General features: G+C 58.8%; 11 protein-coding genes. 4 read left to right on the top strand and 7 right to left on the bottom strand.

Features of this window, described 5'->3' with window-relative positions:
* Nucleotide 1: 1 nt before the first annotated feature.
* Complete coding sequence (locus ACE3PR_RS04045; RefSeq protein ID WP_374368480.1) at nt 2–805, top strand: pentapeptide repeat-containing protein; 804 nt, start codon at nt 2–4, stop codon at nt 803–805.
* Here ACE3PR_RS04045 and ACE3PR_RS04040 read toward each other — a convergent pair.
* The 5 genes from ACE3PR_RS04040 to ACE3PR_RS04020 are packed head-to-tail and all read right to left on the bottom strand — an operon-like array spanning nt 751 to nt 5,341.
* Nucleotides 751–1,545: an ABC transporter ATP-binding protein gene (locus ACE3PR_RS04040; RefSeq protein WP_374368478.1), complete on the bottom strand. Its 795-nt coding sequence runs from the start codon at nt 1,543–1,545 to the stop codon at nt 751–753. The two genes, ACE3PR_RS04045 and ACE3PR_RS04040, sit on opposite strands and share 55 nt — an antisense overlap.
* Entirely contained in the window at nt 1,542–2,327 is a 786-nt protein-coding gene (locus tag ACE3PR_RS04035; protein ID WP_374368476.1) for an ABC transporter permease, read from the bottom strand. Before ACE3PR_RS04035 ends, ACE3PR_RS04040 begins: the two co-directional genes overlap by 4 nt.
* On the bottom strand, nt 2,324–3,355 hold the full coding sequence (locus tag ACE3PR_RS04030; protein WP_374368470.1) for an ABC transporter substrate-binding protein: 1,032 nt from the start codon (nt 3,353–3,355) through the stop codon (nt 2,324–2,326). The genes ACE3PR_RS04035 and ACE3PR_RS04030 overlap by 4 nt, the downstream gene beginning before the upstream one ends.
* Nucleotides 3,327–4,193 (bottom strand): S-formylglutathione hydrolase, encoded by an 867-nt coding sequence (gene fghA, locus ACE3PR_RS04025; protein WP_374368468.1) that lies wholly within the window; start codon nt 4,191–4,193, stop codon nt 3,327–3,329. The genes ACE3PR_RS04030 and fghA overlap by 29 nt, the downstream gene beginning before the upstream one ends.
* Nucleotides 4,194–4,231: 38 nt before the next feature.
* Entirely contained in the window at nt 4,232–5,341 is a 1,110-nt protein-coding gene (locus ACE3PR_RS04020; RefSeq protein WP_374368466.1) for an S-(hydroxymethyl)glutathione dehydrogenase/class III alcohol dehydrogenase, read from the bottom strand.
* 238 nt (nt 5,342–5,579) lie between these two features.
* Between ACE3PR_RS04020 and ACE3PR_RS04015 the strand changes: the two genes are divergently transcribed.
* Nucleotides 5,580–6,764: an FIST N-terminal domain-containing protein gene (locus ACE3PR_RS04015; protein ID WP_374368464.1), complete on the top strand. Its 1,185-nt coding sequence runs from the start codon at nt 5,580–5,582 to the stop codon at nt 6,762–6,764.
* A 12-nt stretch (nt 6,765–6,776) separates the two neighbouring features.
* Nucleotides 6,777–9,416, top strand: a complete 2,640-nt coding sequence (locus ACE3PR_RS04010) for a NahK/ErcS family hybrid sensor histidine kinase/response regulator (protein ID WP_374368462.1) — start codon at nt 6,777–6,779, stop codon at nt 9,414–9,416.
* On the opposite strand, the gene ACE3PR_RS04005 is transcribed toward ACE3PR_RS04010, so the two are convergent.
* Entirely contained in the window at nt 9,384–10,064 is a 681-nt protein-coding gene (locus ACE3PR_RS04005; protein ID WP_374368460.1) for a response regulator, read from the bottom strand. The genes ACE3PR_RS04010 and ACE3PR_RS04005 overlap by 33 nt on opposite strands.
* Nucleotides 10,065–10,247: 183 nt before the next feature.
* Nucleotides 10,248–11,348, bottom strand: a complete 1,101-nt coding sequence (locus ACE3PR_RS04000) for a transglutaminase-like domain-containing protein (protein ID WP_374368457.1) — start codon at nt 11,346–11,348, stop codon at nt 10,248–10,250.
* A gap of 504 nt (nt 11,349–11,852) precedes the next feature.
* Between ACE3PR_RS04000 and fdnG the strand changes: the two genes are divergently transcribed.
* Nucleotides 11,853–14,933 carry a formate dehydrogenase-N subunit alpha gene (gene fdnG / locus ACE3PR_RS03995; protein WP_374368455.1) on the top strand — a complete coding sequence of 1,027 codons (3,081 nt, stop codon included), beginning with the start codon at nt 11,853–11,855 and terminating at the stop codon, nt 14,931–14,933.
* The last annotated feature ends 54 nt before the right edge of the window (nt 14,934–14,987 follow it).

Below are 14,987 nucleotides of genomic sequence, written 5' to 3'. Positions count from 1 at the left end.
GATGCAAATTCCTCGCAGCTTTCCGGCCGTGGTGCTTTTCGCCCTGCTGATTGGGTCAAGCCTCGCAGCCGCTCAGAGCATGATGGATCAGGTTGATCTGTCCACACCGACCTTTACGTCAGCGGAGATGACGAGAGATGATGTTGCAGCACTGTTGACGAGGGTGGCATCCGGTGTGCCGATCGATCTTGCCGGCAAGAGGCTCAACGGTCTTGATCTTTCCGGATTGAATTTTTACCGCGCCAATCTGCGTGGCGCCTATCTCAACAATGCCGATCTGCGTGGCGCCAATCTGGAGGGCGCGATTCTGGACCAGGCCTGGGCGCTGCGCGCTAATTTTAGTCAGGCACGCCTCATCGGCGCCAGCCTTGTTAGCGCGCAGATGCGGGACGCGAACTTTGTCGGGGCCAACCTTTCCGGTGCGCGCGTCACCGCGGATATGACGGGTGCGCGCCTGAACGGTGCAAATCTCACCGGTGCCGACCTATCGGCGGATATGAAAAATCAGTCCATGGGGTTGATGCGCGCCGTGCTCTCTTCGGCCGATCTGACGGGTGCGGATTTGTCGGATGCCAGGTTGTCGCGCGTCAAGATGGAGTTTGCCAAGTTGCGGGGCGCCAATTTGTCTGGCGCTGATTTGATGATGGCTGAACTCGCCGGTGCCGATCTCACCGGCGCAAACGTCGCCGGTGCCATTTTTGACCGCGCCGACGTGGCGTCCACCAAGCTCATCGATCTGATTGGCGTTGATCAGGCGGTCGATCTCGAGAAAGCCCGCAACCTCGATCGCGCGTTACTGCGATAGGTTGGGGCGGGTGGCTCCGCTGTAGGTGGCCAATCCCGGGTCGCGGGGCGGAGTTGGCTCAGAATTTCAACGATGGCGGGGTCCGTCTCCCGGCGTGGATAGGAGAGAGGGATCGAGATGTCGGCCGTGATACGTCCTTGTTCCGGCGACAATGTCACGATACGCGTGGCAAGTTCGATCGCCTCGGGTAAATCATGCGTTACCAGAAGTATGGTGATGCCGCGCTTCTGCCAATAGGTCGTCAGCAATCGCCGCATCTGGGCGGCAGACGCGCCATCGAGCGAAATGAATGGCTCATCCAGCAGCAACAGATCCGGATCGGCCAGAAGGGCGCGGGCCAGCGCGGCACGCCGCTGCATGCCCCCGGACAACTGCGCGGGAAAGGCAGTTTCATGGCCGGCGAGCCCAACCTCTGCAAGGAGCGCCATCGCTTCGGCGCGTCTTGCCTGATCGGTGACGAGGAGAAGATTGTCGAGAAGGCTGAGCCAGGGGACGAGACGCGGTTCCTGGAACACCATGGCGGTCTTCGGACGCTCTCCGCTTGTCCAGGTCAATGTGCCGCCAAAGCCTTGGTCTAGGCCGGCTATGATGCGTAGCAATGTCGTTTTGCCACACCCGGACGGGCCAACGAGACCGAGGAGTTCTCCTGGTGTGACGGTAAGATCGAGGGCACGTAAGACGGCATGAGGCGCCGGGCGTTGAAAATTCCTGGTAATATTGTGAAGCTGCACGCCCGTCATGTGCGCCGCCAGCGTTGTGCGCGATGCTCAAGGGGCTGCAGAACCAAGCCTTCGATGGCCATGACGACGGCCACGAATGCCAATGAATAGGCTAGGATGCTGGCGATATCGAAGTAATTGAAGAATGTGCGGATCTCGAACCCGATTCCGCTTGGCCGCCCCAGCAATTCCACCACCAGCACGATCTTCCAGGTGAGAGCCAGGCCGGCCCGCGCCGCCGCCATGAAACTGGGGGCGATCTGCGGCAGGACGACCCGCTGCAGCACACGTAGCGGCGATACGCCAAAGACCCGGGTCATCTCCAGAAGAGAGGAATCGATGGCGCGCGCGCCCTCGCGGGTGATGGCGGCGACCAGAGGCGCCTTGTTGATCGTAACCGCAAGGATGGCGGCACTTTCGTTCAATCCGAACCAGACATAGCACAGGACCATCGTCACCAGCGCTGGCATATTGAGAGCAATCACCAGCCAGCCACCGAACAGATTGTCGACCAGCAGCGATCGACCCATGAGAATGCCGAGGGCGCTCCCCAGCACCATGGCCAGGGCGAACGCAACCGCCACCCGGGCGAGCGTTGCCGCCAGGTTGGGGAGCAGGTTTCCTTCGAAGAGGTGATGATGAAATGAAATTAATGTGGTCCAAGGGGATGGCACCAAGGCCGGATCATTCAGCGTCAGCGAGGTGAGATGCCAGATTGCCGCCAGCACCAGTAATGACGACCATTTGATCCAGCGTGCGCCGGAGGCAGTTTCTCGGGGGAAGGTAGTGATCGCCGGGCTCATGGGCGGAAATCTGGCCAGAAGGTGCCGTCAGGCAAGGCCTCCAGATCGGCGACCGCATTGGGGTCAATGGCGCGCATTTCCTTGAAAGCAATCTGTGCCGCCGCGACGTCCGTCGGGCCGTATCCCTCGGGTATGCCGTCACGATAACCAGCTTTCAAAGCATTGAAGACTGCGTCAGTCTCGGCATCCATGAGCGGGCGCAGGCGGGACCAGGCGGCATCGTCGGTTTTCATGATGCCTTTGGCCTCATAGGAGGCATCGATCAGACCCGCGGCTGCGGTTGGATTGGCCTTTGCCCAGTTTTCGCTGAACACCCAGCCGAGGAGAGGGGGCGGCGTCTCGATCCCGAGCGCCGGCAGAATGTCGGCGATCGAAATGACTGGTACCATGCCTTTTTCTTTCAGCCGGGCATTGAATTGCCAGTAGTTGAGAACGGCATCCAATTTTCCGCGTAGCAGCAGTTCGTTCAGCATGGGCGGGGCACTGAACTGGGCATCGACTTCCTTCGCAAGGTCCAGGCCCAGCGTTTTCTGGGCATAGGCCCGCAGCAAAACCCAGCTCTTGTCGGAGGCGCCGCCTGCGACGCCGATGCTGTGGCCCTTGAGATCCGCGATCGATTTGATACCGGTGGCGGGGTCTGCCATCACGGCGCCGACCGAGCGCGAAAATGGGACGAAGGTAAAGTCGCGACCGAGGGCACGCTGCTTTGCGACCCAGATCCAGTCGGTGACGATGACGTCGACGTCGCCACCCATCAGGGCGATGCTGTTGGCTTCCCGGTCAGCGAGCATTGACGGACTGAGGATAAAGCCGTGCTTGCGGTCGAGCCCCTCGCGGAGCAATTGCATCTCCCAATTGACCGTACCGAATTTCAGGAGCCCGACGCGAATTGTCGGCAAATCTGTTGCTGGTGCCTCATTCACCAGGAAAAGGCCCATCAATAATCCAGCGAGTATCCGACGTAGCGATCTGACCATCCTCGTCTCCCCGGCCGGAATGCTAGTGGTCCCGGCAAATCCGCTGCGCATGATGCCGGATATGATCGGCCATGAAGCTCTGAATGAAATAGTAGCCATGGTCGTAACCCTGGTGCAGTCGCAGTTCGACGGCCTGGCCAGATTGCAGGGCCGCTTTCTCGAAGAGATGCGGGTGCAATTGCTCTGCGAGGAATTGGTCATCCAACCCTTGATCGATGAGAATTTCATCTGGGTGGAGATGGTTCTTGACCAATTCGCTGGCGTCGTAGGCATGCCAATCGGCTGCCTCTGGCCCGAGATAGTTGCTGAAGGCTTTTTGACCCCAAGGGCTCTGACTGGGAGCTGCAACCGGCGCGAAGGCAGAAACGGATTGGTAACGGCCGGGATTGCGCAGGGCGGCGACGAGAGCACCATGACCACCCATGGAATGACCAAAAATCCCCTGACGCGTGGAATCCGTCGGGAAATGGGCGGCGATCACCTCCGGCAATTCACGGGTCACATAGCTGAACATCCGCCAGTGCCGCGCCCAGGGTTGTTGCGTGGCATCGACATAAAATCCCGCTCCAACACCAAAATCCCAATGGTCTGCCTGCCCTGGAAAGTCCGTTCCGCGGGGGCTGGTATCAGGAGCCACCAGGACGAGGCCATATTCGGCGGCCAGACGCTGTGCTGCCGCCTTGATCATGAAGGTTTCTTCGGTGCAGGTGAGGCCCGCCAGAAAGGTGAGAACCGGACAGGACCCCCGTTCGGCTTGCGGCGGCACGAATACCGAGAAACGCATCGGCAGGCCGATCTCATGTGATTGGTGGCGATAAAATCCCTGCCATCCGCCAAAGCAACGGTGGCGAGACAAGGTTTCAACCGGCACGGTCGTGATCTGGCTCATGGCTATCAGGCCGGGGCCGGCTTGCGGTTGGACATCGGTCAATAGAGGACCACGCTGCGGATAGAGGTACCTGCCTTCATCAGCTCGAACCCCTTGTTGATGTCCTGGAGTGGCATCGTGTGGGTGATGAGGTCATCGATGTTGATCTTGCCGTCCATGTACCAATCGACGATTTTCGGCACGTCGGTGCGACCGCGCGCACCGCCGAAGGCGGTGCCTTTCCAGACGCGCCCTGTCACGAGCTGGAACGGCCGGGTGGATATTTCCTGACCAGCACCGGCCACGCCAATGATGACTGAAACGCCCCAGCCCTTATGGCAGCATTCCAATGCTTGCCGCATCGTCTTGATATTGCCGATGCACTCGAAGCTGTAATCCGCGCCGCCCTTGGTGAGGTTGACCAGATAGGGGACGAGATCGCCCTCGACCTCCTTCGGGTTGACGAAATGGGTCATGCCGAACTTCTCGGCCAAGGCCTTGCGGCCGGGATTGAGATCGACGCCGACAATCATGTTGGCACCGGCCAGCCGGGCGCCCTGAATGACGTTGAGGCCGATGCCGCCCAGGCCGAAGACGACGACATTGGCGCCGATTTCCACTCGTGCGGTATTGATAACCGCACCGATGCCGGTGGTGACGCCACAGCCGATATAGCAAACTTTGTCGAAAGGTGCGTCTTCGCGAATCTTCGCGAGTGCGATTTCGGGTACCACGGTGAAATTCGAAAAGGTCGAGGTGCCCATATAGTGATAAACCTTTTGTCCGCCCATGGAGAAGCGGCTGGTGCCGTCGGGCATCAAGCCCTGGCCTTGGGTCACGCGGATCGCCTGGCAAAGATTGGTCTTGCGGCTGAGGCAGTATTCGCATTGCCGGCATTCGGGCGTGTAGAGCGGGATGACATGGTCACCCTTTTTCAGCGAGGTCACACCGGCACCGACATCGACCACGATGCCGGCGCCCTCATGCCCCAGGATGGCAGGGAAAATGCCCTCCGGGTCGTCGCCGGACAGGGTGAACCAATCGGTATGGCAAAGGCCCGTTGCTTTTACTTCCACAAGAACTTCGCCGTCTTTCGGGCCTGCGAGCTCGACCTCGACAATTTCCAACGGCTTGCCGGCCTGTGTCGCCAGAGCTGCCCGAGTTTTCATAATCGCATCCAATCCGTTTGAGGGCCACGCCCCAGCAGCATCGCTCGCCGGCATGCTGCAGGCGCGAGCCGATTAATGGAGAGGAAATGCTATCGAGAACTTGGCCAAGTCGGAAATTGGACTTTGGATCAAGGCCGCAATCACGGATAATGCCAGCGCGACGACCGGCGGTGCGACATGCTGAGGCGGGCCGCCCAACCAATCAATCAAGAAGACTCTTTTCGCCGGGAGGATTGAGATGGCTGTTCTGGAGGCGGATGCACCAGGTCGGGACGCAGGGCACAGCGGTATTCTTTGGGCTGTGGAATCGAGCCCCGAGACGGGGACGGTCCGGGATGTCGTCTTATCCGTGCTGGAGGCTATTGCGAGCGATGAAAGCGCGCTCGTCCTGCTGTTTTGCTCGCCGCAATTCCATATCGCCGAGATCGCGGCTGCTGTTGCCGAATACGGTTGCGCCGCACCGGTCGTCGGTTGCACCACGGCAGGGGAGATCACGCCGCTTGGCTACCGGCACGGCACCATCACCGGATTGAGTCTGCCCAAGACACATTTCAGTTTGTCACTTCAATTGTTCGAGCAGCTGGCGCAGTTTGACCTGGCCGATGGATTCTCTGCGGCACGTACACTGCTGACCCAGCATGAGGCGGCGGAATTTCACGCCGCGATGCCAAACTCATTTGCGATACTGTTGAATGACGGCTTGTCGATGCGCGAGGAGGCAATTGCCAGTGCCTTTGGCAATGCCCTGGGCCATGTACCGCTGGTGGGTGGTTCGGCCGGTATCAGCGCTGTCAAAAACGAACCTAACATGCTGTTGGGCGGCCAGGTTCTTACCAATTCCGCGATCCTGATGCTGATTTCGACCGATCTCGATTTCCGCGTTTTTCAAACGCAGCATTTCGAGGCCTTGTCGCAGAAGCTGGTCATCACCCGCGCCGATCCATCGCGGCGGATTGTCATGCAGATCAACGCCGAACCGGCTGCCCAGGAATATGCAAGACTCCTGGGGCTCACGCGTGCCGACCTCACGGCTCAGGTCTTTGCCTTGCATCCGCTCGTGGTGCGCGCCGGAGGGAGATTCTATGCGCGATCGATCCAGAAGGTGAATGACGACGACAGTCTGCAGTTCTTCTGCGCCATCGACGAAGGGATCGTGCTGAGCATTGCCCGTAGCGGCGATCTGGTGGCCGATCTGGAGGCTGTATTCGAAAAATTGCGCAAGGATCTCGGGTCTGTACAGGCAACAATCGGGTTTGATTGCATCCTGCGTTATATCGAGATGGAGCAGGGAGACATGCTGGCCGACGTATCGCATCTGCACGACCTCAACAACGTGATTGGGTTCAATACCTATGGAGAACAATTCGGCACGATGCATATGAGCCAGACCTTCACCGGTATCGCCTTCGGTCGGCCGCGGTAAGACGGCAATAACATGCAGGATCAGCTCATATCTCCGGTAACTGATGACGAGGTCGCTGCATTGCGGCGGGAAGTGTCAAAGCTGCGGGAGATCAACCGAGCACTGACGCAGCATGTCGAACACAGCCTCGATTTGCAGGGTAATGCCTATCATCTGTTCCAAACGGCCATTTTGCTGGACCGGATGGTAAAGGAGCGCACCCGTGAACTTGAAGATGCCCTGGAAGCTGTCGCCGGAACAAACCGAGAGCTGAAGGAAGCGGTGGCAATGGGTGTTACCGCCCAGAACCGGCAACGAGACGCGATCAACAGCATTTCCGAAGGATTCGCAATTTTCGATCCTGACGACAAACTGATCCTATGCAATCAACGCTTCCTGGACTTCTGGCCAAATCTCAAGGGAGATACTCATGCCGATATGACCTTCGAGGCCCTGATCAAACTGGCCTTGAAAAACGGGTCGATCGTCACACCGGCCGATTACCCCGCCGAGCAATGGGTTGCCGACCGATTGGCCAAACGGAAGGAGATCAAGCAGGGCGGCATCATTCGCTGGGTATACGCATTGTCGAATGGTCGATGGATCCAGGTGAATGACCGGCCGTCTCTGGAAGGTGGCATCGCCTCGGTTTATACGGACATCACCGATGTCAAGGATGCCGAACGTCAGGAACGGGAATTGGCGCTGGCGGAGAGGTCGCGTCATCTCCAGGCGACACTCGAAAGCATGTCGATCGGTGTTGCTGTGTTCGATGAGGAGCAGCGGCTGATGACGGTAAATCAGCGTTACGGCGAATTGCTCGAACTGCCGTCCGACTTGCTGCGGGTGGGAGCGACGCTGCATAACTTTCAGAGATTCAACGATCTTCGCAATGTTCCCGAGTTGGGCGTCGCATCGCCGATTGTCACGGCCAATGGGACAGCGCCGGCGGAAGTGAGCGTGAACGGTCGGTGGTTTGCCATCAAGCGCGACCCCATGCCGGATGGTGGTTTCGTACTTTCTTGCGCTGAGATCACGGAACGTCGCCTCGCAGAAGAGGCGGTGCATGACCGGGAAGAGCGCATTCGCCTTTTTGCGAACGCCATGCCGACCATGATGTGTTTTATCGACGAGAACGAACAGTATCAGTTCGTGAATCGCGCCTATCGCACGTCATTCGGATCCAACGGCAAAAAGATTTTGGGGCGCCGGATGCGCACCGTTCTGGGCGACGAGGCCTACAATCTGCGCCGCCCTTATATTGAGCGCGTGCTGAGCGGGTCGACCGTGGTCTTCGAATTGACATTGCCGTCGGCAGATGAAGAGCCGCGTTTCGGTCTTGCGACCTATGTGCCGCATCGCGACAGCAGCGGTCGCGTCATCGGTTTTTTTACGCTTGTTCAAGACATCACCGAGCGGCGCCGGGCTCAACGCATTCTTGAGGCCGCCAATGAAGAGCTCGAGCGTCGCGTCCACGAGCGCACGGCGTCTCTTCAGCAGCTGAACGAAACCCTGCTGGGTGAAGTCGTCGAGCGGCGCCGAATCGCAGCAGAGCTACAACTGGCCAAGACCCAGGCTGATCAAGCGAATTTGAGCAAGACGCAATTTCTGGCCGACGCCAGCCACGATCTGCTGCAGCCGCTCAATGCGGCGCGATTGTTCGTCGCTGCGATCCAGGATCAACCCGTTCCCGACGATCTGTCGCGTCAGATCAGCCGGGTGGATCGTGCTCTCTCGAATGTCGAAGACATTCTCAATATCCTCCTCGATATCTCCAAGCTTGATGCCGGCAAGGTGGCGGTGAACATCCGGCGTGCGCCACTGGTGGCGCTAATGGCGGCACTTTATGAAGAGATAGCGCCTCTCGCCGAACGCAATGGCTTGACGGTCACCCTCATGCCCTGTTCGCTCAGCGTAAAGACGGATGTGCCGCTCTTGCGGCGGCTGTTGCAGAATTTCCTGACCAATGCCTGCCGCTATGCCCCGAAGGGCCGCATTCTCTTTGGTGCTCGCAGGCGAGGCACATTTGTGGAGCTTCAGGTGCTGGATACAGGAATCGGCATTCCCAAAGACAAGCTCAACGAAATCTTTGAGGAATTCCGTCGCCTGACCGAAATTGGTGGCGAAGGATATGGGCTTGGACTTTCGATCGTGCGTCGCATCAGCCGCCTCATCAATTGCCCGGTCCAAGTGCGCTCGAAATTGGGCAAAGGATCGATGTTTTCGGTTCTGGTTCCGGTAGCGACTGACGCCAGCGAGCCAGTGGAACTAGGACTAACCACAGTCGCGGAGCGTGCCAGCGTGGAGGGCATGCTTGTCGTCGTTGTCGAGAATGAGCCGGACGTGCTGGACGGCATGGCTGGCCTCCTTACTGCCTGGCATTGCGATGTCATTGCAGCGCCCGACCAGGCAGGCGTTCTTGCCGAACTGAAGAAGCGGGACTGCCGTCCCGATATCATCCTGGCCGATTATCACCTGGATCGTGGCCGCTTCGGTACGGACGTCATCGCTGCCATTCGGAAGCATTGCGATACGATTGTTCCAGCCGCGGTTATCACCGCGGACCGCAACCCGGAGATCCAGAACTTGGCTCAGCAGATAGGGGCTACTTTTTTGGTCAAACCAATCAAGCCGGCGCGTTTACGAGCGTTGATCTCGTCTGTTCGAGGCTGACAGATGGCGGGCATATTTTTCATAGCGGATGACCGCCTGCGTCCGGCTTGAAACGCCCAGCTTCTGCAGCAGGCTCGATACGTGTGATTTGACCGTGGTCATCTGCACATCGATCTCATAGGCGATACATTTGTTGGGCATGCCTTGAGCCATGAGTTCAAGGACCTTGCGCTGCTGATTGGTCAGCAATTCAAAGCGACAAAGAAGGGAATCATCGATTCCTTCCGACTCTTCTTCGTCGAGTGACGGCGAGGCTTTCTCTTCCTTGGGCATGTAGATGCCACCGTCAAGGACAGTCTGGATCGCCGTGGCGAAATGAGCGCGAGGAAGGGATTTCGGGATGTAGGCGGCGGCGCCAGCGTCAAAGCACTCGCGAATAACGACGCTGTCGGTTAATGCCGAGATGACGGCAATCGGTACATCAGGCCGTCGGGTTCTCAACGCGCGCACTCCCTTTACGCCGCTGACGCCTGGCATGCGCAGATCGAGCAGTATCAAATCGATATCTGTGTTGCTCGCAATCCGATCGTATGCCTCGGACAGAGAACCGGATTCAATGACATCGATATCATCTTGCATGCTGCGGAGCGCATCGACGATCGCCTCCCGGAACAAGGGATGATCGTCCGCAACCAGTACGGTCATCATTTGAAATCCCTCCCAGCGGGACCGCTTTTCAAAGATAGAAATCCTATTCCCCAGCCATGTCAACCCACCCGTGTTAATAGTCACAGAACGATCTCCCTGAGCTGGGGGTAGAAGACCCCTAACCAAAGCAGAGGATGGGATGAGGAGGATCACCCAACAAAGCCTGCGATTTTGCCTGTCTCGTCAGGCGGCTATTTCTTTGGCGATGATCTGATACTTGAAGCTGTCGGGATCGAGGGGATCGAGGCGTCCGGAAACGGTTTCGGCCTGAGGGTACATCAGGAATCCGAGCTCAGGCCCAGCCGAGCCCGGCAAGGTCACATCATGGGCCACATTATAGGCAAGCCAGTTGCCCTCCCAGGCGCCGAACAGCGTCCGGCGCGCGGCGGCTACTTTCGGATCCTCAAGCGGGAGGTTTCCGGGCGGCTCCTCCAGCGCTACCTTGCGCACATCCGCCGGATCGACCGGCACCCAGCCGAAATTGGCGAGGTAGACCTCCGCCCGGCAATGTTGCGCCTTGGTGATGACCTCGGATTTGGCGCCGAGGCTCTGATAGCCGAATTTTGAGGGTGCTATCCGGATGCCATAAATATCGCGTGCCGGCAGTCCGGCGGCACGGGCCAGGCCGACATAGAGTGCATTGAGGTCCGCACATTTGCCGCTGAGGTCCTTGAGCACCAGCATTGAGGCGATGTCCCCAACACCACAGCCGCGCACCGCGGGATCGCGGAAGGTGTTCTCGACCACCCATTCATAGATGGCACGCGCCTTCTCGATATCGGTGGTGAGTCCGGCGACGATTTCATCCGATGTCTGCTTGACCAAGCCGTCGATGGGGATGAGTGCCGTGCCTTCGGTAAAGAGCTGCCTCTCGGCAGTCGAAAGCGCCACCGTAGCAGCAGGCTTGCTGAAATCGATGCGCCGATCCTGGGTGGCGATCCGGCTGGAAATTTCGATGCTGGGTGCGGTTTCTCCGGCCGACCAGATGACATGGAGCATCTCGGCGCCGTATTTTGAATCGCTGACGAGGTCGGCGGCTTGGGCGTTGGTCGACCAGGTACTGCGCTCGGCGCGGAACCAATCGGCATTGAGCGAGGGCACCGGAATCCAGGCTTGGCTCGCAGTCGCACCCGGTGCGATGTCGATCCGTGTAACGATTTCGAAATGGCGCCAGGTGCCGGGTTGCGGCGCGAAGGCATTCTCGCTGCGTGCATGTGTGGGCAGCAGGGCGGCCAGACCGGTCACGGCACCCATCTGAAGAAGATCACGTCTGCCAAGAATCATGGTCGGCCCTTTCCATGCTTTTTTTCAAAACACAGATTCATCAGGCGGAACGCATCGCCCGATCGTGAGACAGCTTTGATACGGAAATAGAGATGTGCTGGAGCTGGGAGGCCGCAACCAATCACGACGGAGCCGCTCTGGCGCAGCCCGACCCGGGACGAGGGAAATATGAACGCCCCGGCACGCGGGAGCCCATCCGTCAGCCACGCTCGAAGATTGCGCTTGTGCCGAACATGCGTCAAATCAAAATCTGTCGCGCTCTCCAGGACCAATTTTTCGATTGGTCAGCAGCTCGCTGCACCGCAGCGAAGCTCGCCATCACGAACACGACGAGGCGCATCGCCCATATTAAGGTGTGTCAGAGCGGCAATTAACGTTGCAATGCCGTGGCAATGGATTGAGAATACGAGTCTGCGAAAAGCGGAACCTCAGTACCAAAGACCGACGTCAAGCCAGGCCTTAAGCGTCCCAGCGACGACACCAAATTTGGGAGGAACCGAAGCGATGAATATCGAACTCTCGCGACGTACCCTGTTAAAGGGTGCCGGCGTGGGGCTGGCGGGAACGGCGCTGGGCGCGTTCGGATTTGGCGGCATCGAGGCCGCACATGCCGATGCCATCCGCGCCTTCAAGCTGACCGGCACCACCGAGACCCGCAATACCTGCCCATATTGTTCAGTCGCTTGCGGCGTCATCATGTATTCCAAGGGCGATCTGACCAAGGGCGAGACCGCCGAGGTCACCCATATCGAGGGCGATGCGGATCACCCGACCAATCGCGGCACATTGTGCCCGAAAGGCGCCGCGTTGCTGGATTTCGTTCGCGCCGAGACGCGCCTGACCAAGCCGCGCGTGCGCAAACCAGGCTCGGACAAGTTCGAGGAAATTTCCTGGAATGATGCGCTCGACCGGATCGCGCGTCATCTAAAGGATGACCGGGACAAGAATTTCGTGGCGCGGAATCAAGACGGCGTGACCGTCAACCGATGGACCACCACCGGTTTCCTGGCTGCCTCGGCAACCACCAACGAAACGGCGTTCCTGACCTATAAAGTGGTCCGTAGCGCCGGCATGCTGGTATTCGACAACCAAGCACGAGTTTGACACGGCCCAACGGTGGCGAGTCTCGCCCCAACATTCGGCCGTGGCGCGATGACGAATTCCTGGACCGACATCCGGAACACGGATCTCGTGGTCATCATGGGCGGCAATGCCGCCGAGGCGCATCCTTGCGGATTTAAATGGGTCGCGGAGGCCAAGGCCAGCCGCGGCGCAAAGCTCATCGTGGTCGATCCGCGCTTTACCCGCTCGGCCTCGGTCGCCGACGTTTATGCCCCGATCCGCCAGGGCAGTGACATCGCCTTCTTGATGGGTGTCATCAATTACTGCATCCAAAACGACAAAGTGCAGTGGGAATATGTCAAAGCATTCACCAACGCGCCCTATCTGATCAAGGATGGCTTTGCCTATAAGGACGGCCTGTTTACCGGCTATGACGAAGCCAAGCGCGATTACGACAAATCGAGCTGGGATTACCAGATCGGCGAGGATGGTTTCGTCGTCGCCGACGACACGCTGAGCCACCCGCGTTGCGTCTGGAACATGCTGAAACAGCATGTGGCGCAATATACGCCGGAGCTGGTGGAGCGTATCTGCGGTACGCCGAAGGACAAGTTCCTGAAAATCGCGGAAATGATCGCCGAATGCTCCTCGCCGACCAAGACCATGACCTCGATGTATGCGCTGGGCTGGACCCAGCATTCCAAGGGCTCGCAGAACATCCGCGGCATGGCGATGCTGCAGTTGATCCTGGGCAATATCGGCGTCCGCGGTGGCGGCATGAACGCCTTGCGCGGCCATTCCAACATCCAGGGGCTGACCGATATTGGGCTGATGTCGAATCTGGTTCCCGGCTACATGACCTTGCCCAACCAGAAAGAGGTGGATTTCGCCACGTACATGTCAACCCGCGGCTTCAAGCCGCTGCGGCCCGACCAGATGAGCTATTGGCAGAACTACAAGAAGTTCTTCGTCAGTTTCCTGAAATCGATGTGGGGTGAAGCAGCCACGCCGGCCAATGATTTTGCCTTTGACTGGCTGCCCAAGCTCGATGTCCCGGCCTATGACGTGCTGCGTGCCTTCGAGCTCATGAACCAGGGCAAGATGACAGGTTATATCTGTCAGGGCTTCAATCCGCTGCTTTCCTTCCCCAACCGGAAGAAATGCACCGAGGCACTTTCGAAGCTGAAATTCCTGGTTACGATGGATCCGCTGGAGACGGAAACATCGCGTTTCTGGGAAAATCACGGCGAGCACAACGACGTCGATTCGGGGCAGATCCAGACCGAAGTGTTCCAGCTGCCCAGCACCTGCTTCGCCGAGGATGAGGGATCGCTGACCAATTCCGGCCGCTGGCTGCAATGGCATTGGCCAGGCGGCACGCCGCCGGGCGAAGCCAAGACCGATACCTGGATCATGGCGCAAATCTGGAAGCGCATGAAAGCGCTCTATGAGCAGGAGGGCGGCCCGCTTCCGGATCCGATCCTCAAATTGCGCTGGCCTTATGCGGATCCGGACGATCCCAAGGCGGACGAGATCGCCCGCGAGATCAACGGCTATGCGATTGAAACTCTTTATGATGCGGCCGATCCCACCAAGGTTCTAGTTGAAAAGGGCAAGCAGGTTGTGAGTTTCGCGCAGTTGCGCGATGACGGCACGACCTCCTGCGGCTGCTGGATCTATTCCGGCTGCTTCAACGAGAACGGCAACAACATGGCGCGACGGGATACCAGCGATCCCGACGATGCCGGCTTCTACCTAAAATGGGCGTTCGCCTGGCCGGTCAATCGACGCATTCTCTACAACCGCGCTTCGGCAGATCGCAACGGCCAGCCCTGGGATCCCACGCGCAAGACCATCGCGTGGAATGGCGAGAAGTGGGAAGGCTACGACGTTCCGGATATCGCACCAACAGCGAAGCCCGACGTGGTGGGACCGTTCATCATGAATCCGGAAGGAACCGCCAGACTGTTCACCCGCGGCATGATGCGGGATGGTCCCTTCCCGGTGCATTACGAACCATTTGAATCGCCGATCGCCAATCCAATCGCCCCGGAAATTCGGGGCAATCCGGTGGCGCGCGTTTTCGAAGGAGACATGGCGCAATTCGGAACTTCCGAGAAATTTCCTTACGCGGCAACTTCCTATCGCTTGACCGAACATTTCCACTTCTGGACCAAGCATGTCCAACCCAATGCCGTGACGCAGCCTGAATTCTTCGTCGAGATTTCGGAACAACTGGCAGCGGAGAAGGGGATCAAGTCTGGTGGCTGGGTGCGGGTCATGTCCAATCGTGGCCAGGTCAAGGCGAAGGCGCTGGTGACCAAGCGCATCAAGCCGCTGCAATGCGACGGGAAGACGGTGCATATCGTCGGCATACCGCTGCATTGGGGATTCACGGGTGCAACGAAAAAAGGCTTCGGGCCCAACTCGCTGACGCCGTTCGTGGGCGACGCCAATATCGAGACGCCGGAATACAAGGCGTTCCTGGTCGATATTGAGCCGCTTGCCGATCCGGTCTCGTAGGGGAGGCAAGCAATGTATCCACCACTTCCCAATCCCTCTGTCCAGCCTTCCGCG

This window comes from Dongia sp. (assembly GCF_041909655.1).
GTDB lineage: Bacteria > Pseudomonadota > Alphaproteobacteria > Dongiales > Dongiaceae > Dongia.
This window is presented reverse-complemented; position numbering and strand designations above follow the sequence as displayed.